The sequence below is a fragment of the Azospirillum sp. TSH64 genome (assembly GCF_003116035.1).
Lineage (GTDB): Bacteria > Pseudomonadota > Alphaproteobacteria > Azospirillales > Azospirillaceae > Azospirillum.
Genome location: NZ_LGQW01000015.1, coordinates 6718761 through 6740399, shown reverse-complemented (window position 1 = coordinate 6740399; position 21639 = coordinate 6718761). Strand labels below are relative to the sequence as shown.

The following is a 21639-nucleotide window of genomic DNA, read 5'->3' as shown; positions in this document are numbered from 1 at the left end:
CGACAGGAAAGGCGGTTTCCATGAGCGGCAACACGACAGACGGTTCCGGTGAGGTCCTGCGCCTGGCCCCCGTCTCCGGGACGGCGGCAAGGCGGCTGGTCATCCTGCTGCACGGCGTCGGGTCGTCCGGCGCCGACCTGATGCCGCTGGCCCAGTCCTGGCGGGGGGCGCTTCCCGACGCCGCCTTCGCAGCGCCAAACGCACCGCAGCCCTTCGACATGGGCAACGGGCATCAATGGTTCAGCATCGCCGGGGTGACGGAGGCGAACCGCCCCGCCCGCGTCGCCGCTGCCCTGCCGGCGCTGGCCGAACTGATCGAGGCCGAACGGCAGCGGGTGGGCGTCGCTCCCGCCGACGTGGTGCTGGTCGGCTTCAGCCAGGGCAGCATCATGGCGCTGCATCTCGCCATGACCGCTCCGGAGCGCTGCGGTGCCGTCGTCGCCTTCGCCGGCCGCATCGCTGCACCGGTCGAAACGCCGGATGGGGCGGGGCACCGTCCGCCGATCCTGATGGTCGGCGGTGCGGCGGACAGCATCATGCCGCCCGCCGTGGTGCAGGCCGCCGCCACCCATTTCCGCTCCGCCGGCTTCGCGGTGGAGGAGCATCTGCTGCGCGGCGTCCCGCACACCATCACCGCCGCCGGTGCGCAGCTCGGCCTAGATTTCCTGCAACGCGTCCTGCCGTCGGCGTGACCGCCGCGGCCGGGTGAGCAGAACCCCGGCGGTCAGCAGCTGGCCGAGGGTCCAGAAGACCGCCGCGGCGGTCAGCAGACTCATCGACGGCCACCAGACCGCCGCCACGCGCAGCGCCGCCGCCAGGGCGATCAGCCCGACGGCGACGCTGGCGGCGGGCGGGAAACGCTCCGGCTCCGCTTCGCGTTGCAGGGTGGTGCGGATCGTCATGGCGCTGGCGAGGATGCCGAGCGCGCCGACCCCCAGCAGGTGCCAGCCGGCGGCGGGCGGCAGGCCGAGCAGCGCCGTGCCAGCCGACAGCAGCCAGCCGGCGCCGAGGCAGAGATAGCCCAGATGCAGGCTGGCGATCTCCGGCCGGCGCAGCAGCAGATGCGGCTTCCAGCGGGCGAGCCGCAGCAGTGCGCTCGTCCCGGCCATCGCGGCCCCGGCGGCGCCGGCGAGGGGCAGCAGGCCGGTGGCGGCCGACAGCAGGCAGAGGGCGGCCCCGGCGATGCCCATCGCCTCCAGCCTCGGCTGGACCCGGTGCGCGAGGGTGATCCCCTGGCGGCGCAGGGCTCCGGCGGTCGCGGCGGGGATGACCCGCCCGCCCATGGTCAGCAGCAGCGTGGCGATCAGCAGCAGGGCGACGGGCTGGCCGCTGCCGGGGACAAGGCCCAGCTCCCCCGCCCAGAACAGCGCCTCGGCACCGAGGAAGGCGCCGATCAGCGGGCCGAACACCGCGTTGTGGCCGCTGCGGCCGGTGCGCAGGAAGGGAAGGCCGGCGACGACGAACAGCAGCAGCGGATAGGCGAAGCAGAGCGGGAGTGCCAGCAGCGGCGGCAGCCCGGCCGGAAGGGCCAGCCGTCCGGCGAGCCAGGACAGCAGGGCCACCGCCACCATCGGGCGCGACAGCCGGGTCATCAGGAAGCCGCCGACCACCGCCAGCGCATAGCCCAGCGTCATCTCGTGCGCATGCACGGCCGGCGACCAGCCCGCCGGCAGCAGGCCACCGACCTGTGCCAGCCACAGCGGGACGGCGAGCGCCGCATAGAGCGCCGCGGCCGGGTACATCGTCCGGTGGGCGCTGGTGGAAGGGGTGGGCATGGCGGGGACCTTCGCTGGAATGCTGCGGTCATTCTGGCGCCATGCCGGATTTCGCGCTTTGAGCCGCAACAAAGTCGTGCACGAATGGATGCCGATCACGACCCCTCCCCCGCCCCCGATCCCGCCCAGCGCGCCAGGACGACCGCCATGCCTCCGCCCCCAGACCCTGCCGTACTGCGCGGCATGCCGCTGTTCGCCGGGCTGGATGCCGATGCGCTGGGGGAGGCCGTCGCGCTGGCGCGGCCCCGGCTGCATGTCCGCGGCACCGCCCTCTTCAGCCAGGGGGAACCGGCGGCGGCCGGCCATGCGCTGATCGACGGGCGGGTGAAGATCGTGCAGACCGGCCCCGACGGGCAGCAGGTGGTGATGCGCTTCATCGGCCCCGGCGAGATGTTCGGCACGCTGGCGATCTTCACCGACGGGTTCTATCCGGCCGATGCCGTCGCGGTGGCCGATTGCGTCGAGCTGTCCTGGCCGGCCGCCGCGATGACCGAGCTGATGGACCGCCATCCCGCCATCGCCCGCAACGCGCTGGCGATCGTCGGCGGGCGGCTGCGCGAAGTGCAGAACCGCCTGCGCGAGGTGGCGACGGAGCGGGTGGAGCGCCGCATCGCCCACGCCCTGCTGCGGCTGGTGCGCCACGCCGGGCGGCGGGTGGAGGCCGGGGTGGAGATCGACTTCCCGCTGTCCAGGCAGGACGTGGCGGAGATGACGGGCACGACGCTGCACACCGTCAGCCGCACCCTGTCGGCCTGGGAAAGCCAGGGCATCGTCGAGAGCGGCCGGCAGCAGGTGGTGATCCGCAAGCCCCATGCGCTGGTCGCCATCGCCGAGGATCTGCCGCCGGTGCCGCCGCCCGCCGAGCGGGATTGACTGCGACCGGATGCCGGACCGGGGCGGGACGCCCCCCGTTCCGGGGTTTGTGCTGGAGCAAAGAAGGGGGCGGCGATCCGGGATACAGGGGGGCATGGCGATCCTGCCGCTCCCCCACAGACCAGACGGACGACGATGCCGACCATGACCTCCCCCGCCGCGCCCACCGCCCCCCATGCCGAGCGGGCCGAACCGGTTCTCGATCTCCGCGCCATCCCGCCCTACCAGCGCCACCAGCTGATCTTCGCGTCGGTGCAGGACCTGACGCCCGGCGACGGCTTCTCGCTGGTCAACGACCATGACCCGCGTCCGCTGCACCACCAGCTGCTCAGCCTGTTCGGCGCCGGCTTCGCCTGGGAGTATCTGCAACAGGGGCCCGAGGTCTGGCAGGTCCGCATTTCCCGGCCCGAGGGGGCGGCGGCGACCAGCCTGCGCGTGCGCATCGACCGCAACGGCGACGTGACGGTCGCCGCCGGCGACGCGCGGCTGGGGCCGGACGGCAATGGCGGCTCGGTCTGCGAGGTGACGGATGTCCCGCCCGGCACGGCGGAGGGGGACGTGCTGGCGCTGTTGCAGGGGGTGATCCCGCCGGCCGGCGTGGTCAGCATCGCGTATGAGCGGCTGCTGGCCCGGCGCAACGGGTCCTGCTGCGGCGGCATGTGCGGCTGAGGAGCCCGCTCCGCCGATGGCCCCGCTCCGCTGATGGGCAGGGTTGCGGCAACCATTTCCGTCCCCGTCCGGTTCTGTGTGCGAGGCATCGCCGCATCGCACACAGACCGCCGGATCAGGAGACAGGCATGGACCGCAAGGACGACACCGTCACGCCGCAGGACCCCCGCACGAAATATCCGCGCCCGCCCTTCAACGGCCAGTCGCAGCCCTGGCCGGGGCTGGCCCGCGACATGGATCCGCCGCCCGACCATGGCGAGACCAGCTACAAGGGTTCCGGCCGGCTGGCCGGGCGCCGGGCGCTGATCACCGGCGGCGATTCCGGCATGGGCCGGGCCGCCGCCATCGCCTATGCCCGCGAGGGCGCCGACGTCGCCATCAATTATTTCCCGACCGAGGAGCCGGACGCCCAGGACGTCGTCGCCCTGATCGAGGAGGCCGGCCGCAAGGCGGTGGCGATCCCCGGCGACCTGCGCGACGAGGCGTTCTGCAAGAAGCTGGTGGCCGATGCCGTCGCCGGGCTGGGCGGGCTCGACATCGTCGTCTGCAACGCGGCGCGCCAGCAGGCCTTCCCGTCGATCCTCGATGTGAGCAGCGAGGAGTTCGACGCGACGATGAAGACCAACATCTACGCCCCCTTCTGGATCATCAAGGCCGCCCTGCCCCACCTGAAGCCGGGTTCGGTCATCATCGGCACCACGTCGGAACAGGCCTACGACCCGACGCCGGACCTCTACGCCTATGCCCAGACCAAGGCGGCGACGATGAACTACGTCAAGTCGCTGGCCAAGCAGCTGGCGGACAAGGGCATCCGCGTCAACGGCGTGGCCCCCGGCCCGATCTGGACCCCCCTGCAGGTCAGCGGCGGCGCCAGCCAGGAGAAGCTGAAGCAGTTCGGCAGCCAGACCCCGTTCGGCCGTCCCGGCCAACCGGCCGAGCTTGCCAGCATCTATGTCCAGCTCGCGGCGGAGGATGCCAGCTTCACCACCGGCCATGTCTATGGTGCGGCGGGCGGCAGCGGGCAACCGTAAGGGAGGGCGCTTCAGGGGGGATGGAACGGCGTGGAACAGGGTTCCGGGTGGTGTTCCATCCTGCCCGGTTCCTTTCCCTCCCCCGATGTCAGGCCTTCAACGGCATCGTGAAGGTGAAGCATGTCTCGTCGGCGTCGGACCGCACGTCGATCCTGCCGTCATGTGCCTGGGCGATCTGGGATGCGATGTAGAGCCCCAGGCCCAGCCCCCTGCTTTCGGTCCTCCCCTCCCCCCGCCTGAAGGGCAGGAAGAGCGTATCGACCTGTTCCGGCGGGATGGGCCGTCCCGCGTTGGTTACGCGAATGGTCAATTCGCCCGCGACGGCGGCGGCAGCGATCCGGACCGGCATCGTGGCGGAGCCGTGGGTAACGGCGTTCGACAGCAGGTTGGACGCCATTTGGGCGAGGCGGGGATGATCGGCGGTGACGGTCGCAGGCAGGTCGAACAGTGCGGTTATCTCACGGCCGGGATGGGCGATCCGCATTTCGTCGACGACGTGCTGGAGAGTGGCCGCGAGATCGCCCTCCGCCACCGCAAGGGCGATGCCCCCACCTATCCGTGCCCTCGCCAGATCCATGACGTTCTCGACGAGGCCGGACATCCGCGAGAGGCTCGCCTTCATCAGCCTGAGCACCAGCGGGCTCTGGTGGGTCCAGCCGCCATTCAGCAGGAGGGTCGTCCCGGCGTCCAGCGCCGCGATGGGGTTGCGCAGGTCGTGTCCCACCACCGCGACGAACTGTTCACGCAGGTTCGCCAGATCACGTTCCCGGTCGAGCGACGCGGTCGTCGATCTGAGGTGGGCCTCCGCGTCGAGATGATGGGCGATGAGTTCGGCGAAAAGCCTGAAGGCGCCCAGCACCTGCGGGTTGTCGACCTTGGCCGGGGTCGGGTCGATGGCGCAGAGCGTGCCCCAGAACTCGCCGTCCGCCAGGATGATCGGTTCGGAGATATAGCTCCTCAGCCCATAGATCCGGGGGGTATGGTGGTCGCAATATTGCGGATCCGCGCTGGCGTCGTCGAAGACGATGGTCCGGCGATGACTCCGGATCTCGTTGCAGAGCGTGCTCTCGACCGGCAGTTCGTCGCCGGGCTTCAGACCGAAGCCCACCGGGTCGAGCACCTGACAGGCGACCCAACGTGTCTCCGTCACACGGGCGACGGCCGCGAAGCCCATGCCCGTCATGCGCAGCACGACATCGAGGATGGTCGGTACGGCCGCGATTCCGGAGACCTTGCCAACGGTCCCGGCGAAGTCCTCTGCAGCGGTCTTCTGCCCCAATATGCGGGGCTGCGCCTGCTGGCCGGCCTTCAGCGCCGCAATGACCTCGGTGGTCTCAAGGGCCGTCGCGGCGGCTTCCGCCAGCGCTTCGAGCGTTTCGACTTCCCAGCCATCCGGGTTGTAGGGCTGCGACCAGTAGGCCCCAATCGCCGCGATGGGGTCATCGGCACGCACCGGCACCATCGCGACCGCGCGCACGAAGGTTTCGCGGTACAGTTCATGAGGGATCCGCTCGTCAAGCGAGATGTCGGGAATGACGGCGGTTTTCCGGTTGATCATCGACCATCCGCTGATGCAGGCGGAGGCGGGAAACTTCTGCCCCTTCCACAGCGGACCGATCGCGTCCTCTTCCACATAATGGCAGAGGTCGCCCTCCTTCAGGACGATGGCGATCCCCTGGCAGCCGATCAGGGACCTCGCGCTGGCCCGGATGGTCGCGACGACATCGTCCGTGCTTCTGGCCCGCGAGATCTGCGCGAGCGCTTTCGTGAGCGTGGCGAGTGGCGTGGATGGCCTGGAGCGCTGATCCATCGCGGTACGGTCCTCTCCGGCGAAGGCCGTTTCTGCAAGTCGGCACTTTCGCACGAATCCCGTTCCGAAGGATAGGAACATCGACGAAGACCTGATCGCGACCGGGGGCATGGCGCGGTCGGGCCGTTGCAAGGGCCGGGGATCGGCCGGGCTTCAGCCCATCATGTCCTCGCCGGACCGGCGGCGGGCGGGTGCAGCGGCCCTTGCCCCGGCGGTTTTCGGCGGCAGGGCGACGCAGAGGTCGAACCCGGCCAGCAGACCCAGGCTCAGGATCGAGGTGGCGGCGCTGATGCAGAGGATGGTCATGGGATCGCTCCGTCCGAAAGGGCTGACATCTCGGTGCCGTTCAATCGACCGGGGGATGGTCGGCGGCGATGGGGCGATCCTGGACGCATCCGGCCTCCGGGTCTGTGAGCGGTGCCACAGCCCGGCTCATTGCGAAGCGCGGATCGAGCGGAACCCGGCAGCGTCGGCGGGCGCTTACCGCCTGCCGGCTTCGTTGTCCTTCTTCGCCTGTTCCTCCTTCGCCCGGTCGTGATGCCACTTGATGGCGAAGAACATCCCCGTGCCCAACACGATGATCTTGAACGGGAAGAAGACCAGAGGGAACCAGTCGTACATCTTGAACATCTCCCTGCGAATAACGTCAGGACAGGACGCCGTCCTTCGTCAGCGGATGCCGACGGCGGTCGGGTCGGGCGCGGGGCCTTGTCTGCCGCGCCTGCGCGCGGAAGACAGACGGCTGGGTTGGCGTGGCTGTACCGAAGAGGCGGCCACGCCTGCTTGGATGGCATCGCTTGGTTCCCCAGGAGGAAATCCAATCAATTCATCCATACAATGCGTGGATGTATGCTCTGTTGAGGCCTACAATGTCAACAGACATGCATGCAATGCACCGTTGAGATTCATACAGCCATCGAAGATACAGCGGATGCCCCGGCCGGAAAATCGGCCGCTCGGTGTGATCCCGGGCGCGATCCCGGGCGCGATCCCGGGCGTGATCCCCTGGCAGGCCCCGGCGGTCCTTCGGGGCGCTGCGCTGAAACACCGCATCGGCCGGGGGAAGCGCCGGCTGTACGACCATGAGCGGCCGCTCCTGTGCCGGCGAGCGCGGCCTGACGCCAAGGGCTTTTTCAAGCTTGAACTTGACCGAGGTCAATGACGTCAGGCGGTTACCGGCTTTCATGGGCGGCGGAATGACCGATGAGGAGGGAAGCCGCCCATGCGCGATCCCGATGCCGCACAGACTGTTTCCGTTTGCAATTCCCCCGCCGGCGAGCGTGCCCGCCGGTTCGAGACCGGATTGAGCCGGGCCGGGCTGGGGCTGGTGCCCAGGCTGGGGCGGCGGGCCAGCGATGCGCTGCTCGCCCGGCTGCTGCGGCTGCTGGCCGACTGTCATCCGCGCGCCTTCGAGGCCCTGCGCGAGATGCCGGACGCCCGCGTGCTGATCGAGCCGGTGGACGCGCCGGTCGCCCTGCTGATGCGCGTCGGGCCCGAGATGTCGCTGCATGCCCTGCCGCGCGGCGCCGACGGTGTGGGCGAGGCGTTGGGCAAGGCGGGGGCCGATGCGGTGGTGCGCGGGCCTTATGACAAGCTGCTCGACCTGCTGGAAGGGCGGATCGACGGCGATGCGCTGTTCTTCCGGCGCGAGCTGAGCATTTCCGGCGACACCGCGCTGATCCTGGCGCTGCGCAACACGCTGGACGGCGAGGACGAGATGGATCTGGTGGCCGACGCCGCCTCCATCGCCGGGCCGCTGGCCCGCGCCCTGCCGGTGCTGCGGCGCAATGCCGGGCCGGTGCTGGACCGGATCGACGCGGCGCGCCGGCTGCTGCCGCCGCCGCTGCGCCGCGGGATCGAGCGGCTGGAGGCACGGCTCGGCGGGACGGCGGGGACGCCGCCCGGCGGGCTGCCGGGGAAGCTGCCGGGCATGGGGGCGTAGGGGATCATGGACAATTTCGAGCTGATCTGCCCGGCGGGGACGCCGGCCGCCTTGCGGGCCGCCGTCGATGCCGGGGCCGATGCCGTCTATCTCGGCTTCCGGGACGAGACCAACGCCCGCAACTTTCCGGGGCTGAACTTCACCCGGCAGGATGTGGCCGACGCGGTCGATTACGCCCATGCGCGCCGCGTCGAGGTCTATGTCGCCATCAATACCTACCCGCAGGCGGGCAATCTCGGCCCCTGGCGGAAGGCGGTGGACGATGCGGCGCGGCTGAAGGTGGATGCCGTCATCCTGGCCGATCCGGGGCTGCTGGACTATGCCGCGAAGCGCCATCCCGATTTGCGCCTGCATCTGTCGGTTCAGGCGTCGGCCGCCAATGTCGAGGCGATCCGGCTCTACCGCGAGGCCTTCGGCGTGCGCCGGGTCGTGCTGCCGCGCGTGCTGACGGTGCCGGAAATCGCCAGGCTGAACGCCGAGATCGACATCGAGACCGAGGTGTTCGTCTTCGGCGGCCTCTGCCCGATGGCGGAGGGGCGCTGTTCGCTGTCCTCCTACGCCACCGGCCTGTCGCCCAACAAGCAGGGCGTCTGTTCGCCGGCCAACCATGTCCGCTACGAACAGCGGGGCGGCGCGCTCGCCTCGACGCTGGGCGGCTTCACCATCAACGTCTTCGGCGAGGGCGAGCAGGCCGGCTATCCGACGCTGTGCAAGGGCCGCTTCGTTGCCGGGGAGGGGCCGGCCTACCTGTTCGAGGAGCCGACCAGCCTGAATGCCATGGACCTGCTGCCGGAGCTGAAGGCGGCCGGGGTGCGGGCGCTGAAGATCGAGGGGCGGCAGCGCGGCAAGGCCTATATCGCCGCGGTGGTCCGCGCCTATCGCGAGGCGCTGGAAACCTTCGCCGCCGGACGGCCGGTGCCGCACATCGATCTGCAGGCGATGGTCGAGGGCGGGACCCAGACCACCGGAGCCTATACGCGCGCGTGGCGATAAGCCTTTGGGCGCTGAGGAGTTTTACGGAATGACTGCGTCACTCACTTTGGGGCCGGTGCTGTTCAACTGGCCGGTCGACCGCTGGCGCGACTTCTACGCCCGGATCGCCGACGAGGCGCCGGTGGACACGGTGATCGTCGGCGAGATCGTCTGCTTCAAGCGGGCGCCCTTCTTCGCCGAGGCGATGGGCGAGGTGATCGAACGGCTGGCCGCCGCCGGCAAGACGGTGTGGCTCGCCAGCCCGATCCTGGTCGGCAGCGAGCGCGAGCGTTCGGCGATGCGCGATCTGGTGAGGTCGGATGCCACATTGCCCGATGGCGGCCTGCCGGAGGGTGGTTTGGTCGAGGCGAACGACATGGGGGCGCTGGCGCTGCTGGCCGGGCGGCCCCATGCGGTCGGGCCGACGATCAACGTCTACAACGAGGCGACGCTGGGCTGGATGGCCGGGCGCGGGGCGGTGGCGGTGTCGCTGCCGGCGGAACTGCCGGCGGCCACCGTCGCCGTGCTGGCGAAGGCCGGGCGGGAGCTGGGGATCGAGACCGAGGTGCAGGTCTGGGGGCGGGCGCCGCTCGCCATCTCGGCCCGCTGCTATCACGCGCGCGCCCATGGGCTGCACAAGGACGGCTGCCAGTTCGTCTGCGGCAACGACCCGGACGGCATGCCGGTGACGACGATGGACGGCCAGCCCTTCCTGACCGTCAACGGCACCCAGACGATGTCGCACGGTTGCCTGTGCCTGGCGGCGGAGATGCCGGCGCTGGTGGCGATGGGGGTGGACCGTTTCCGCCTGTCGCCGCAGGCGATGGACATGGTGCGGGTCGCCGAGGCGTTCCGGGCGGTGCTGGACGGGCGGCGCGACGGGGCGGAGGTCGCCGCCGAACTGGGCGGGCTGATCGACGCGCCGCTGGTCAACGGCTTCTACCACGACACCGCGGGGGCTCTGCGGGTGGCGTGAGGGGGGCTCCCCCTCTCCCCGGGGGGAGAGGGGATTGCCGCAGCCTCGTCGCCGTCCTTCAAGCGGGCCGCCGCAGGATGCGGCCGTCGGGGTGGGTGAAGCGGGCGGTCACGCCGGGATAGGCGGCCAGGATGGCCGGAGCCCGGTCCGCCGGCACCACCGACAGGGCGGTCGACAGGGCGTCGGCCGTCGTCGCGTCCGGCGCCTGCACGGTGACCGCCAGCCATTGGGCGGCACAGGCGCCGCTCGCGGGGTCGAACAGGTGGGTGAAGCGGCCGGCGGCGTCGAACTGCGTGCCGTAGCCACCCGAGGTCGCCATCGCGCCGTCGGTGAGATCCACGGTCTCCGTGCTGCGGTCCGGCGCCCTGGGATCGGCGAGCCCGACCGTCCAGGGGCGGCCGGAGGGATGATGGCCGAGCGCCCGCAACTCGCCCATGTCGACCAGGACATTGTCCATGCCCTCGGCCTTCAGGCGCTGGCTGACGCGGTCGGTGACGTAGCCCTGGGCGATGCCGTTCAGCGTCACCGCCATCCCCTTGGCGGCGAAGGCGATGCGGTCGGGCTCCACCCGCAGGGCGCGGACATCGACCAGCGCGCGGGCGGCGCGGACGGCACTCTCCGGCGGGCCGGCGGGGTCGGCGTCCGCGCGCTCGAAATGGCCGGCATAGAGCTGCCACAAGGGCTGCACCGTTGGATCGAAGGCGCCGCCGGTGGCGCGGCCGAAGGCGGCGGCCTCGGACAGCAGGCGGACGAGGTCGGCGGGCGGGTCGTCCAGCCGGCCGTCGCGGTTCAGGCGGCGCAGCGCGGAGTCGGGGCGGTAGAGGCTGAAGACGCGCTCAAGCCGCTCCACCTCCTCCAGGCTCAGCGCGATCAGGCGGTCGGCTTGCGCCCCGTCGGGATGGGCGATGGTCAGGCTGGCGTCGGCGCCGAGTGCGACGCCGCGCCAGACGCGCACAGGGACGTCTTCGGCGCGCAGCAGCCGGTGCGGCAGAAGCGACAGGCCGGCGGCGACGGCGCCGATGGCGAGGAAGCGGCGTCTGTTCAGCATCAGTGCTCTCCCTCGGCCATGGTGGCGGCGGGCGGGGTGAGGATCCGGTCCTCGTGCACGTCGGCGAAGCGCAGGACCGTGCCGCCGTTGGCGGCGGCGAAGCGTTCGGCGGCGGCCTTGTCGGAGAAGGGATAGGGCTCCGCCTCGCCCATTCCGCCGCGCAAGCGGCTGCCCAGCACGTACCAGGCCTTGCGCGCCTCCACCCAGGCCGTCATGTCGGGGGCGGCGGGGTCTGTCGCCTTGGCGACGTCGGTGACGTAGATGGCGCCGATCTCCTTCGGCTCTTCGGGCAGCATGGTGAAGGCGAAGGTGTCGCGGACGGAGGACAGCCAGATCGGCCGCTCCTGCCCCTTCACCAGGATCTGGCCCTTGGGGCCGGAATGGTCGGCGAGGTTCATGCCGCAGTAATGGCCGACGGCGTCGGCGGTCAGGGTGGCGGGCGGCGGCGGGGCGACCTCCGCCCTCTCCTGCTTGCAGGCGGCGAGCGGTGCCAGGAGGGCGGCGGCGACAAGGAGGGTTCGGAGGGTGCGCATCAGATCTGCTTCCTCGAAAAGAGGGTGGCGGCCAGCGCCAGCGGGGCGGCGATCCAGCCGGCCATCACCGCCAGCAGCAGCGGGACCGAAAGCTGGACATGGGCGGTGAGCCCGGCGGTGCCGGCGAAGGCGCTGACGCCCTTGAAGCCGGTCAGGTTGAACAGGCGGTAGGCGTCGGCCGGGTTGGCGAGCAGCAGCCAGTTCAGCGTCTCCACCCCCAGGCCGCTGCCGCTGGCGAGGATGCCGAGCAGCGCCATGTCGTAGAGCAGGACGAATCCCAGCCAGACCGCCACCGCGATGCCGGCCGCCGTGCCGCGGTCGCGGACGATGGTGGAGGCGAGATAGCCGAGCGCGGTGAAGGCGGCGCCCAGCATCACGCTGGACCCGATCATCGCGGCGAAGGCGCGCCAACTCTCCGGCCCGATGGCGGTGCCGCCCATGGCGAGCGCCACCCCGGCGGCGCCGTAGCCGACCACGGTGGCCAGCGCGATCACCGCGGCATGGCCGAGGAACTTGCCGAGCAGAAGCTGCCAGCGTGCCACCGGATAGGACAGCAGCAGGGTCATGGTGCCGCGGTCGATCTCGCCCACCACGGCGTCGAAGGACAGCAGCAAGGCGATCAGCGGCAGCAGGAAGATGGTCAGGCTCGACAGGCTGACGATGGTGACCTCGACCGGGCCGACGCCGACCGTGCCGGTGGGGACGGAGCCGAGGAAGCTGAGCGTCAGGGCGAGTGCGGCCATCAGCAGGGTGGTGGCGACGACCCAGCGGTTGCGGGTCGCCTCGCGCAGTTCCTTGCCGGCGATGATGAGCAGCGTGTTCATTCGGCAGCCTCCCGGCGCAGGAAATGGGCGTACATCTCGTCCAGGCTGGGCTGGAGGATCTCGATGTCATCGACGGCGAGGCCGTTGCAGGAAATGCGGCGGACCAGGGCGACCTTGTCGTCGTTGGCGCAGGCCAGTTCGACCACGCCGCCGGCCAGCCGGGTCAGCGCGGCGCCCTCCCCCACCCGTGCGGCGAGCGCGTCGATGTCGCCGGTCGGCAGGGTCAGGCGGATGCGGACCGGCAATTGGGCGAGGCTGCGCAGGGTGGCGAGCGAGCCGTCGGCGACCTTGCGGCCGCGGTTCATCACCACGACGCGGTCGGCCTGCCCTTCCAGCTCGGTCAAAGCGTGGCTGCACAGCAGGATGGTGGTGCCGCGGTCGCGCAGCTCCGCCACGATGGCGTAGAAGCTCTGGCGCAGGGCCGGGTCGAGGCCGGTGGTCGGCTCGTCGAGGAACAGCAGCTTCGGGCCGCCGAGCAGGGCCTGGGCCAATGCCAAGCGCTGGCGCATGCCCTTGGAGTAGGTCCCGACGCGGCGCTTGATGGCGGCGGGCTCCAGCCCGACCCTCTCGAACAGCGCGTCGTTGTCGCGGCAGGGCGCGCCCTTCAGACGGGCGTAGAAGTCCAGCGTCTCCCGCCCGGTCATGCTGGGGTGGAAGGCGACATTCTCCGGCAGGAAGCCGATCCGGCGGCGGATGGGGGAGCAGGCGGCGCTGGCCGGGTCGCCGCCCAGTACGCGGATGCGCCCCTCTGTCGGGGTGGTCAGGCCGAGCATCAGCTTGATCAGCGAGCTTTTGCCGGCGCCGTTGTGGCCGACCATCGCCACGCATTCGCCGGGCGCCAGCGTCAAATCCACGCCGCGCACCGCCTCGGTCTCGCCATAGCGCTTGGTGACGCCCTGCACCTGTGCGGTGAAGTCGGTCATGGCTGTTTCCTTTCGGCAGTCTGGAGCAGGCTCGGCATGGGGGGAGGCGTCATCAGGGGCGCGCTGTCGATCACGCCGCCGGGGTGCAGGGCCGGGAACTGCTTCTGCGCCCAGCGGATCACCTGGACGCCGGGGCTGTTCATCAGCAGCTTGGCCGCCGGGTACTCCCACATCACCCGGTCGACCACGTCGTTGGGGCGATAGGGCTCGTCGGAGATGCCGTCGCCATTCAGGTCGAAGGCGGCGTTGTCCGACCAGTAGTTGCCGCGCCCATTCTCCGACCAGTCGAGGTAGCGGGTGCCGACATATTTGACCTGGGTGCGGTTGCCGATGAAGGCATTGCCGGTCAGGCTGTTGCGCTCCGATCCGGCGGTGAAATGGACGCCGATCTCGCAGCCCTCGAACCGGTTGCCGGTGAAGCGGTTCTTGTTGGCGTTGTAGATGAAAACGCATTTCCAGGTGCCGCTGCGCAGCCGGTCGCTCATCGCCTCGCTGTCGCGCGGGATGTCGCTGTCGGGCAGCGCCTCGCCGGCGTCGGACAGCGCACCTGCGAAGCGGCCTTCGATCACGTTGCCCTCGATGCGCGCGCTGTTGGCGTTGTTCAGCATCAGCCCGTGTTCGCGGTCCGCCCTGGAGCGGTTGTTGCGGATCAGCAGGGTGTTGGAGAACATCACCGCATAGCCGACGTTGTTGCCGACGGAGACGTTGTCGGTCAGTTCGGACTCGTTGGTGTACATGTAGTGGACGGCGAACCGGACATGCTCGAACCGGTTGCCGGAGAAGACGTTCTTGCGGGACGAGGTGGTGAACAGCCCGTCCCTCCCCTCTCGCACGCTGTTGTCGAGCACGCGGGTGCCCGGCGCGTTCCACAGCTGGATGCCGTTGCCGCGTTCCGACACGCGCAGGTCGGTGCGGCCGACGATGTCGTTGCGGCGGACCAGGCTGTCGGCCGCTCCCCAGATATAGATGCCGATCAGGTTGTCGCGCAGCCGGTTGTGTTCGACCACCGCGCCGCGGGCCTCCTTGCCGAGGAAGATTCCGGCATTCTGGTCGATCAGGCTGAGGCCGGAGTTGCGGATTTCCAGATGCCGCAGCGTGACGTTGGGGGCGAGGATGGTGAGCGTGCTGCCGCTGCCCTGCCCGTCGATGACTGCCCCCGGCTCGCCGGTCAGGGTGACCGGGGTGCGGACGGTCAGCGGGCCGGGATGGACCCCGGCGGACAGCACCAGCGTGTCTCCCGGCGCCGCGGACGCCAGCGCCGCCTCCAGCCCGCCGGGGGCGACCGTCGCCGTGGCGGCGAGCGCCGGGGCCGGCAGGGCCAGGGTGGCGGCGAGGAATGTCGCGGTGCGGAGGAACATGGCGGGAGTCCGTCGGTGGGGGGATCCCCTCTCCCCCCCGGGGAGAGGGTTAGGGTGAGGGGGGCGCGTGGCGAGGATTGGCTGGGATCGGAAGCTCCTGCGCACCAAGCGACGCCACGCTTTGCATCCCCCTCACCCCGACCCTCTCCCCGGGGGGGAGAGGGGGATTTACGCAGGGGGAGAGCGGTCGATCAGGTCGAGGACGGCTCGACGATCATGCGGCCGGCCATCTCCATGTGCAGGGCGTGGCAGAACCACTGGCAGTAGTACCAGTAGACGCCGGCCCGGTCGGCGGTGAAGGTGACCGACGCGGTCGCCTGCGGGCCGACCTCCATGCAGACGCCGTAGTTGGTGATGCTGAAGCCGTGGGTCAGGTCGTCGATGTCGTCCATGTTGGTGACATAGACGGTGACCTCGTCACCCTGCTTCACCGTGAAGTCCTCCAGACCGAAGGCCGGGGCGCGCTGCCACATGTAGACGCGGACCTTCTTGCCGTCGCGGATGACTTTGGCGTCGTCCTCCAGCACCACGCCGTCCTTCTTGGCCTGCTGGCGCGCCTCTTCCCACAGCGGGTCGTTGCGGTCGTAGACCGAGCGCGGGTTCACCTTGGAGCGGTGGACGATCAGCGTGTCGTGCGGCTCGGCGAAGGTGGGGCCGTCATGCACCAGCTTCATCTCGTCGCCGGAGATGTCGATCAGCTGGTCGTTCTCCGGCTTCAGCGGGCCGACGTTGAGGAAGCGGTCCTTGGAGAACTTGTTCAGCGACACCAGCCACTTGCCGTCGGCCTCCTTGGTCTCGCCCATCGAGCTGTGGTTGTGGCCGGGCTGGTACTGGACGTCCAGCTTCTGGACGATGGGATCGACCTTCTCGCCCTTGAAGGCACGCCGCGCCTTGTCGATGTTCCACTTCACCAGCTGGCTGTCGAGGAACAGGGTGGTGTAGGCGTTGCCGCGGCCGTCATAGGCGGTGTGGAGCGGGCCGAGGCCCAACTGCGGTTCGGCGACCACCACGTCGCGCGGCTTGATCTTGTCGTCGAACAGGTCGTCGAGCAGCCGCACGTCGAACACGGTGACGGTCGGCGACAGCTTGCCGTTGACGGTGACATGGATGCCGTCGGGAGCGGCGTTGATGCCGTGCGGGTTGGCCGGCACCGGGATGTAACGGGTGTAGGGGCTGCCGTGGCGGCCGTCGACCACCGGCACGCCGTTCACCGCCTGGATCTTGCCGGCCTTCACCGCCTCGTCGATGCGCTTCAGGTTGAAGACGACGACCCAGTCCTGCTCGCCGCTGGTCATCTCCGCCGCGGTGACGCCCTCTTCGGAATCGTAGCAGGTGGAGAAGGCGTATTTGCCCTGATAGTCGGCGTCGGTGTTGTCGAGGTTGCCGTCGACCCAGACCTGCCACGCGATCTTCATCGTGTCGCCGTCGATGGCGGTGAAGTGCGACTTGTAGGCCTTGGTGGCGGTCAGGTCGCGGCCGTCGTTCGGGGTCGGCACCCGCTGTTCGCCGTTGGCGAAGACGTAGCCGGTCCGCGGATAACGCTGCGGGCGCAGACCATGGATAGCGGCGGCGTTGGGGATCTCGATGATGGTGTCGGTCTTCATGATGTCGCAGCGGATGCGCGCGACACGGGTGTTGGCCTTGTCGTTGATGAAGATGTAACGGCCATCGTAAGTGCCGTCGGTGAACGACATGTGCGGGTGGTGGGCGTCGCCGTTCAGATAGATGCCGCCGCGCGTCTCCAGAAACTTCCTGGTTTCCGGCAGCATATGCTCGGTCAGGATCTTCCGGCTCTCGTTGGTCATGCCCCAGCCGGTGGCGGAGCAGCGGTTGAAGACCGGAATGCGCATCAGCTCGCGCATCGACGGCAGGCCGAGGATGCGGACTTCGCCGGAATGCCCGCCGGAATGGAAGGCGTAATATTCGTCGAGGTCGCCCGGCTTCACCTCGGCGTTGAGGTGGCCGGCCTGGGCATTGGCGGCCATCGCTTCGGTGGCGCCGAACAGGGCACTGCCCGCGATGCCGCCGGCGGTCGCCCCGCCCACGGCACCGCCGAGGCCGGCAAGGGCCGCCGCCTTCGCCGTTCCGCCCAGAAGCGCGCGGCGGTTGACGCCTGCGCTGTTGTTGGTCTCGCTCGACATGGTCTGCTCCTTCGCTGCCCCCGCCTTGCGGGGTGTCATGGGGCCCGTTGCGACCGGGTCCCGTTATCGGGGTGAGGGTGTGTGGCTCAGGATCCGTGCGGCCGGATCGTCAGCCGGCCGGTGGCCGGGTCGGCGGTCGCCGCCGTGCTGCGGGCCGGGGCGCTGCGGGCGGCTGCCTCCTTCTCGGCGGCCAGCTTGGCCTCGGCGGCCTGCCACTTCTCGCGCTTCTGCCGCTTCTGGATCATGACCGGGCATTTGTGGTCGTGGTGGTAGAGCATCTGGCAGTGCAGGCACTGGATGCATTCGTTGGGGTTGATCGAGCCGTCGGGGTGGATGGCCTGCACCGGGCATTCGTTGCCGCAGCGCTGGCACGGGCTGCCGCATTCCTTGTAGCGGCGCAGCCAGTCGAACATCCGCAGCCGGCCGGGGATCGCCAGCGCGGCACCCAGCGGGCAGAGATAGCGGCAGAAGAAGCGTTCGATCACCAGCCCGGCGGCCAGCAGCGCCACGGCGAAGGCGACGAACCACCAGTCGCGGACGAAATGCAGGATGATGGCGGTCTTGAACGGCTCGATCTCCGCCGCCTTCTCCGCCGTGCCCAGCGATTGCAGCGACACGCCGAACAGCAGCAGGAAGACGATGTACTTGATCGGCCACAGGCGTTGGTGCAGGGCGAAGGGGACGGTGATCTGGCGGATGCCGATCCTTTTGGCCGCCTTCGACGCCAGTTCCTGAAGTGCGCCGAACGGGCAGAGCCAGCCGCAGAAGGCGCCGCGTCCCCAGAACAGCAGCGACGCCGCCACCGAGAACCACAGGATGAACACCAGCGGGTCCATCATGAAATAGTCCCAGCGGAAGTCGGTGCGCAGCGCGTTGGCGAAGGTCAGGACATTGACCACCGACAGCTGGGCCGTGGCGTACCAGCCGAGCCAGACGAGCGTGAAGACCAGATAGGCGGTGCGCACCCGCTCGTACAGCTTCGGCCGCTTGGTCAACTGGTCCTGGAAGAAGAAGATGCCGGTCAGCAGCAGGATGGCGGAGGTCAGCACCGCGATGTCGGCCTGCCGGTTCTGCCAGATGCGCTGCCACAGCGGGACTTCGGCGGCCTCCTCCGCGGCCTCGGCACCGGCGGCCCGGATGGCCGGGCTGTGGCTGGCGGACGGATCGGGAGATGCGGCGGTGGGAGCCGGCTGTTCGGTCTTCAGGTATTTGTCGGGCGGCTGGTAGCCGAGGTCGAAGGTGACGAACACCTTGTCGAGTGCCGCGATGGCGCGCTGGACCAGCAGCTGGAGCCGCCAGGGTTCGGCCGGGTTGAACTCGGTGCCCTCCGGCAGGACGAACAGGCCGATTTCCGGGAAATCGGGGGCACCGGCGGCGGCGACGCTGCCCAGGCGCTTGTGCATCTTGTCGCGGAAGCGGATCGAGCCCTCATGCTGGATCATCTCGACCCGGTCGAAGATGCCGCCACGGACATAGCCCGAGCCCTTGAAGGAATAGCGGCCCTGCCCCGCCACCCACACCGCCTGCTGGCCGGGCTTCAGCCGCCTGGTCAGCGTCTCGTACTCGGCATCGCCCAGCAGCGAGCGGCCGATGGACGGGATCGACACCAAGGCGGCGTAGAGGTCGATGAAGGTCTCGTCGGGGCTGCCGGCCTCGGCGCGGGCGATGGCCTCCGCCCTGCCCGTCTTCTCGAAGGCGGCGTTGACCTCCCCCACCGTCAGGGTCAGGCGGCGGACCGAGCCGTCGCCGATCAGGGTCGTCCAGTCCTCCACCGCCGTCTTCGACAAATCGACGGATCTGACGATTGCGGGGGCGGTGTCCGGCCCGGCCTTGCCCAGCGTCTGCATCACCTTCTTGCCGGAGCGGATGATGGAATCGCCGATCACCATCACCGTCACCGTGGCGCCCGACACGATGTCGACCGGCGGGCTGGCGGCGCTCTGGGTGGCGAGCGTCAGCACGTTCTTGCCGACATAGCCGTCGATGAAGCCGTTGATGCGGGCCGGCGGGATGCCGATCAGCACGATGGGCTCGTGATGGTCCATCAGCCGGGCGCCGGTCACCGTGCCGTCCGCCGTCAGCCCGACGACCACGTCGATGGGGCGGCCTGAATAGCCGGTGGTGTTGACGAAGTCGGAGGTCAGATAGGCATGGCCCACCAGCGCAGCGCCCTTGTAGACGGGAACGGTGGGGGTGTTCGGGGTGGGCTGGCCGAAGCGGTCGGCGCCGGGGACGAGGTCGGCGGGGTGCAGCTTCGCCAGATAGGGCAGCAGCCGGCCGCTGTCGGCGGCGTCCGCCGTGGCGATGCCTGGGGCGATGCCTGCGGCGATCCCGGTCAGCAGCAGCAGGAGGGCGACGAGCGCCGATCCCACCCAAGATTGTACGCGCCTGAACCCCACGACGGCCATCCTCCGGCGTTCGCCACCTTGCGGCGGTGTCTGCATTGGTGTCTCGGAGGGCATGAAAGCGCTTGGCGGCGGGGGAGTTCTTGACCGCGGTCAAGTGCGCCGGGGGGCCTTGTGCGAATTGCGCCAGATCAACAACTTTTGGGGGAAGGGGCGGACACCGCTTGGCCGATAGTCACGGCGTGCCCCGGGCCGGAGCCAGAAGTCCCCTCTCCCCGGGGGGAGAGGGAGATTCAGATGGGAGAGTTCAGCTCCCGGTCGGAATCCGACCATCCGTCCCGCGGTGGTCGGATTCCGACCGGTCTTACTGTCCGGCCGCGGCCAGGATCGCGTCGATGGCGCTGCGCATGTCGGCCAGCGCCTGACGGTCGGTGTCGGACAGCGACTGCGGCTTGGCCTGGAGGTCCCGCAGCACGTCGCGGGCCTGGAACACCGGCTTGGCGGTCCGGGCGGGCAGGGCGCTGGAGGCGATGCCGGCGGGCGCGCTGACCGGCTCGCGCCGGGACGGACCGGCGGTGGGTGCCGCCGGGGAGGGCAGGGGGCCCATCTCGGCGCGCTTCAGCTTTTCCCAGGCGCGGATCTGTTCGTCCCGGTCGTCGATGGCGGCGAGCGCCTCCAGCCTCGCCTTGGTCGGGCGCAGCAGGGGATAGTCCTCGCGGATCGCCGGGGCCAGACGCTGGAAGGACAGCATCATGGTGACGTAGGTCTTCTTGCGGCCCAGCGCCTCGGCAAGCTGGCGGTGGGAATAGCCGTGCCGTTCGGCCAGCCGGGCCAGCGCGTCCGATTCCTCCAGCGGGTTCAGGTCGCTGCGCTGGAGGTTCTCGACGATGGCGATCTCCTCGTCGTCGTCGCCGGTGAACAGGATGCCGAAGATGGTCTCCCGCCCCAGCAGCCGCGTCGCCCGCAGCCGCCGCTCGCCATAGACCAGCTGCCAGCGGTCGTCGGCGGTCTGGCGCACGCCGATGGGCTGTTGCAGCCCGTGACGCTCGATGGAGGCGGCCAGGCCGCGCAACTCCTCCTCGTCGAACTCGCGGCGCGGCTGGTTCGGGTTGGGGGCGATGCGGTCGACCGGCACCTCCACCAGATGCGGCGCATGGCGGCTGAGGCCGAACAGCGCGTCCTTCATCCTGGCGGTTGCGGTGGCGCTTTGCGCCGGCTTGGTTGCCTTGCCGAGAAGACTACGCGACACGGTCGACCTCCTTGATGCGGGCGGTGCGTTCCTCGGCCAGGGCGGATGCGACATCGCGGTAGACGGCGGCACCGGCGACGTCCGGCATCGCTTCCACCGCCGCACGGCCGACCGAGGTCGCCTGGGCATAGACCGACGCCTTCGGCACCGGATCGAACACCCGCAGATGCGGGCCGTATTCCTCGTGGATCTGCTCCAGAACCTCGCGGTCGTTGCGCTCCCGCTGCTTGAAGATGGTCGGCACAATGCCGAGCACCGACAGGCCGGTGTTCATCCGGCGGCGGATCTTGGTGACGTTCTCCAAGAGGAAAGCCATGCCGAGCAGGCTGAACTTCTCGGTCTGGCAGGGGATGACCGCGGTGTGGGCGGCGACCATGGCGTTCTTGGTCAGCTCGCCGATGTTGGGGGGCGTGTCGATGACGATGAAGTCGAAGCTGCGCTTCGCCGCGGCGATCTTCTCCTTCATGATGAAATCGCCGCCGGCCTCCTTGCCCAGCTCCACCTCGGTCTCGGCGAGACGGATGGAGGAGGGGGCGACGCGCAGGCCGCTTTCCGGCACGGTGACGAGGATGTCGTCCAGCTCCAGGTCGCCATGCATGACGTAGTAGAGGGTCTTGCCCTCCGTCTCCATGGTGTAGGAGTCGATGCCGAGATGCTGGGTGGCGTTGGCCTGCGGATCGCAGTCGATCAGCATGGTGGCATAGCCCTTGATCGCCAGCGCCGAGGCGATGTTCACCGCCGACACCGTTTTGGCGCAGCCGCCCTTCTGGTTCGCCACGACGACGACCAGGGCCGGGCCGCCCAGCCTTTCCGGCTCCGGCCCGTTGATTTCGCGCGTCATCAGGGCATCGACCGCCGCCGGGATGCGCTCCGCGTCATTTTCCCAGCGGCTGATCTTCTGCTTGTCGTAGCGGCGTTGCAGCCGTTCGTTCAGCCAGACGGCGAACTCGGACTGCGACAGTCCTTTCGCTTCCCGATGGGTCCGCAACTCGTCGCCCTTCACCGTCCCCTCCCCAGCATGAACCGGGCCGGAGGGTAGGGGTAGACGCTACAATGGTCAAGGAAACGCTCCTCGGCCTCGGCGGGAGGAATGGAGCGGGAAATTCGATTTTCTGCGTTGCAGCAGAGATTCCAAAAGATATGAGGTGACCTTGAAGGGAAATGCATGCT

20 protein-coding genes are annotated in these 21639 nt (G+C 69.6%); 7 read left to right on the top strand and 13 right to left on the bottom strand.

Annotated elements, in window-relative coordinates:
* Window positions 1-20: 20 nt before the first annotated feature.
* Window positions 21-692 carry an alpha/beta fold hydrolase gene (locus TSH64_RS31700; RefSeq protein WP_109451131.1) on the top strand — a complete coding sequence of 224 codons (672 nt, stop codon included), beginning with the start codon at window positions 21-23 and terminating at the stop codon, window positions 690-692.
* Here TSH64_RS31700 and TSH64_RS31695 read toward each other — a convergent pair.
* Window positions 657-1775 carry an NnrS family protein gene (locus tag TSH64_RS31695; protein WP_109451129.1) on the bottom strand — a complete coding sequence of 373 codons (1119 nt, stop codon included), beginning with the start codon at window positions 1773-1775 and terminating at the stop codon, window positions 657-659. The two genes, TSH64_RS31700 and TSH64_RS31695, sit on opposite strands and share 36 nt — an antisense overlap.
* Window positions 1776-1922: 147 nt before the next feature.
* On the opposite strand from TSH64_RS31695, the gene TSH64_RS31690 reads away from it, so the two are divergent.
* The 3 genes from TSH64_RS31690 to TSH64_RS31680 all read left to right on the top strand — a co-directional run bounded on the left by TSH64_RS31690 (window position 1923) and on the right by TSH64_RS31680 (window position 4348).
* On the top strand, window positions 1923-2648 hold the full coding sequence (locus TSH64_RS31690; RefSeq protein ID WP_109451126.1) for a Crp/Fnr family transcriptional regulator: 726 nt from the start codon (window positions 1923-1925) through the stop codon (window positions 2646-2648).
* A 144-nt stretch (window positions 2649-2792) separates the two neighbouring features.
* On the top strand, window positions 2793-3317 hold the full coding sequence (locus TSH64_RS31685) for a DUF2249 domain-containing protein (RefSeq protein ID WP_109453227.1): 525 nt from the start codon (window positions 2793-2795) through the stop codon (window positions 3315-3317).
* 128 nt (window positions 3318-3445) lie between these two features.
* Entirely contained in the window at window positions 3446-4348 is a 903-nt protein-coding gene (locus TSH64_RS31680; protein ID WP_109451124.1) for an SDR family oxidoreductase, read from the top strand.
* An 88-nt stretch (window positions 4349-4436) separates the two neighbouring features.
* Here TSH64_RS31680 and TSH64_RS31675 read toward each other — a convergent pair whose 3' ends face one another.
* The 3 genes from TSH64_RS31675 to TSH64_RS36050 form a co-directional block, all read right to left on the bottom strand.
* Window positions 4437-6158 carry a GAF domain-containing sensor histidine kinase gene (locus tag TSH64_RS31675; protein WP_109451122.1) on the bottom strand — a complete coding sequence of 574 codons (1722 nt, stop codon included), beginning with the start codon at window positions 6156-6158 and terminating at the stop codon, window positions 4437-4439.
* A 153-nt stretch (window positions 6159-6311) separates the two neighbouring features.
* Window positions 6312-6464, bottom strand: coding sequence for a hypothetical protein (locus tag TSH64_RS35730; protein WP_158285439.1), 153 nt, complete (start codon window positions 6462-6464; stop codon window positions 6312-6314).
* A gap of 174 nt (window positions 6465-6638) precedes the next feature.
* A complete protein-coding gene (locus TSH64_RS36050) occupies window positions 6639-6779 on the bottom strand; it encodes a hypothetical protein (protein WP_167421690.1) in 141 nt (46 codons plus the stop codon).
* Window positions 6780-7380: 601 nt separating this feature from the next.
* Here TSH64_RS36050 and TSH64_RS31665 point away from each other — a divergent pair.
* From TSH64_RS31665 to TSH64_RS31655, 3 genes are read left to right on the top strand one after another with little or no spacing between them, the layout of a single operon-like run.
* Window positions 7381-8100 (top strand): SCP2 sterol-binding domain-containing protein, encoded by a 720-nt coding sequence (locus TSH64_RS31665; RefSeq protein WP_109451118.1) that lies wholly within the window; start codon window positions 7381-7383, stop codon window positions 8098-8100.
* A gap of 6 nt (window positions 8101-8106) precedes the next feature.
* Window positions 8107-9093 (top strand): peptidase U32 family protein, encoded by a 987-nt coding sequence (locus TSH64_RS31660; protein WP_109451117.1) that lies wholly within the window; start codon window positions 8107-8109, stop codon window positions 9091-9093.
* Between the two features lie 28 nt (window positions 9094-9121).
* Window positions 9122-10048, top strand: a complete 927-nt coding sequence (locus TSH64_RS31655; RefSeq protein WP_109451115.1) for a U32 family peptidase — start codon at window positions 9122-9124, stop codon at window positions 10046-10048.
* Between the two features lie 58 nt (window positions 10049-10106).
* Here the strand turns inward: TSH64_RS31655 and TSH64_RS31650 are convergent, their stop codons facing one another.
* The 9 genes from TSH64_RS31650 to TSH64_RS31605 form a co-directional block, all read right to left on the bottom strand.
* Window positions 10107-11096, bottom strand: coding sequence for an FAD:protein FMN transferase (locus TSH64_RS31650; protein WP_109451113.1), 990 nt, complete (start codon window positions 11094-11096; stop codon window positions 10107-10109).
* Window positions 11096-11629 carry a nitrous oxide reductase accessory protein NosL gene (locus TSH64_RS31645; RefSeq protein WP_109451112.1) on the bottom strand — a complete coding sequence of 178 codons (534 nt, stop codon included), beginning with the start codon at window positions 11627-11629 and terminating at the stop codon, window positions 11096-11098. The genes TSH64_RS31650 and TSH64_RS31645 overlap by 1 nt, the downstream gene beginning before the upstream one ends.
* Window positions 11629-12453, bottom strand: coding sequence for an ABC transporter permease subunit (locus tag TSH64_RS31640; RefSeq protein ID WP_109451110.1), 825 nt, complete (start codon window positions 12451-12453; stop codon window positions 11629-11631). Before TSH64_RS31640 ends, TSH64_RS31645 begins: the two co-directional genes overlap by 1 nt.
* Window positions 12450-13376, bottom strand: coding sequence for an ABC transporter ATP-binding protein (locus TSH64_RS31635; protein ID WP_109451109.1), 927 nt, complete (start codon window positions 13374-13376; stop codon window positions 12450-12452). Before TSH64_RS31635 ends, TSH64_RS31640 begins: the two co-directional genes overlap by 4 nt.
* Window positions 13373-14734, bottom strand: coding sequence for a nitrous oxide reductase family maturation protein NosD (locus TSH64_RS31630; protein ID WP_109451107.1), 1362 nt, complete (start codon window positions 14732-14734; stop codon window positions 13373-13375). The genes TSH64_RS31635 and TSH64_RS31630 overlap by 4 nt, the downstream gene beginning before the upstream one ends.
* A 191-nt stretch (window positions 14735-14925) precedes the next feature.
* Window positions 14926-16875, bottom strand: coding sequence for a TAT-dependent nitrous-oxide reductase (nosZ, locus tag TSH64_RS31620; protein WP_109453225.1), 1950 nt, complete (start codon window positions 16873-16875; stop codon window positions 14926-14928).
* 86 nt (window positions 16876-16961) lie between these two features.
* The gene (locus TSH64_RS31615) at window positions 16962-19283 is read right to left on the bottom strand and encodes a NosR/NirI family protein (RefSeq protein ID WP_109451106.1); all 2322 of its coding nucleotides are present in this window, start codon (window positions 19281-19283) and stop codon (window positions 16962-16964) included.
* 301 nt (window positions 19284-19584) lie between these two features.
* Window positions 19585-20469, bottom strand: a complete 885-nt coding sequence (locus tag TSH64_RS31610) for a ParB/RepB/Spo0J family partition protein (RefSeq protein ID WP_247873255.1) — start codon at window positions 20467-20469, stop codon at window positions 19585-19587.
* Window positions 20459-21472, bottom strand: coding sequence for an AAA family ATPase (locus tag TSH64_RS31605; RefSeq protein ID WP_109451103.1), 1014 nt, complete (start codon window positions 21470-21472; stop codon window positions 20459-20461). Before TSH64_RS31605 ends, TSH64_RS31610 begins: the two co-directional genes overlap by 11 nt.
* Window positions 21473-21639: the final 167 nt, after the last annotated feature.

Bases quoted from the DNA above. Each gene is read 5' to 3' on its own strand.
- nosZ (WP_109453225.1), bottom strand. From the start codon at position 16,875: ATGTCGAGCGAGACCAACAACAGCGCAGGCGTCAACCGCCGCGCGCTT.
- TSH64_RS31650 (WP_109451113.1), bottom strand. From the start codon at position 11,096: ATGCTGAACAGACGCCGCTTCCTCGCCATCGGCGCCGTCGCCGCCGGC.
- TSH64_RS31675 (WP_109451122.1), bottom strand. From the start codon at position 6,158: ATGGATCAGCGCTCCAGGCCATCCACGCCACTCGCCACGCTCACGAAA.
- TSH64_RS36050 (WP_167421690.1), bottom strand. From the start codon at position 6,779: ATGTACGACTGGTTCCCTCTGGTCTTCTTCCCGTTCAAGATCATCGTG.
- TSH64_RS31640 (WP_109451110.1), bottom strand. From the start codon at position 12,453: ATGAACACGCTGCTCATCATCGCCGGCAAGGAACTGCGCGAGGCGACC.
- TSH64_RS31680 (WP_109451124.1), top strand. From the start codon at position 3,446: ATGGACCGCAAGGACGACACCGTCACGCCGCAGGACCCCCGCACGAAA.
- TSH64_RS31690 (WP_109451126.1), top strand. From the start codon at position 1,923: ATGCCTCCGCCCCCAGACCCTGCCGTACTGCGCGGCATGCCGCTGTTC.
- TSH64_RS31700 (WP_109451131.1), top strand. From the start codon at position 21: ATGAGCGGCAACACGACAGACGGTTCCGGTGAGGTCCTGCGCCTGGCC.
- TSH64_RS31630 (WP_109451107.1), bottom strand. From the start codon at position 14,734: ATGTTCCTCCGCACCGCGACATTCCTCGCCGCCACCCTGGCCCTGCCG.
- TSH64_RS31655 (WP_109451115.1), top strand. From the start codon at position 9,122: ATGACTGCGTCACTCACTTTGGGGCCGGTGCTGTTCAACTGGCCGGTC.
- TSH64_RS31685 (WP_109453227.1), top strand. From the start codon at position 2,793: ATGACCTCCCCCGCCGCGCCCACCGCCCCCCATGCCGAGCGGGCCGAA.
- TSH64_RS31635 (WP_109451109.1), bottom strand. From the start codon at position 13,376: ATGACCGACTTCACCGCACAGGTGCAGGGCGTCACCAAGCGCTATGGC.
- TSH64_RS31665 (WP_109451118.1), top strand. From the start codon at position 7,381: ATGCGCGATCCCGATGCCGCACAGACTGTTTCCGTTTGCAATTCCCCC.
- TSH64_RS31695 (WP_109451129.1), bottom strand. From the start codon at position 1,775: ATGCCCACCCCTTCCACCAGCGCCCACCGGACGATGTACCCGGCCGCG.
- TSH64_RS31645 (WP_109451112.1), bottom strand. From the start codon at position 11,629: ATGCGCACCCTCCGAACCCTCCTTGTCGCCGCCGCCCTCCTGGCACCG.
- TSH64_RS31615 (WP_109451106.1), bottom strand. From the start codon at position 19,283: ATGGCCGTCGTGGGGTTCAGGCGCGTACAATCTTGGGTGGGATCGGCG.
- TSH64_RS31660 (WP_109451117.1), top strand. From the start codon at position 8,107: ATGGACAATTTCGAGCTGATCTGCCCGGCGGGGACGCCGGCCGCCTTG.
- TSH64_RS35730 (WP_158285439.1), bottom strand. From the start codon at position 6,464: ATGACCATCCTCTGCATCAGCGCCGCCACCTCGATCCTGAGCCTGGGT.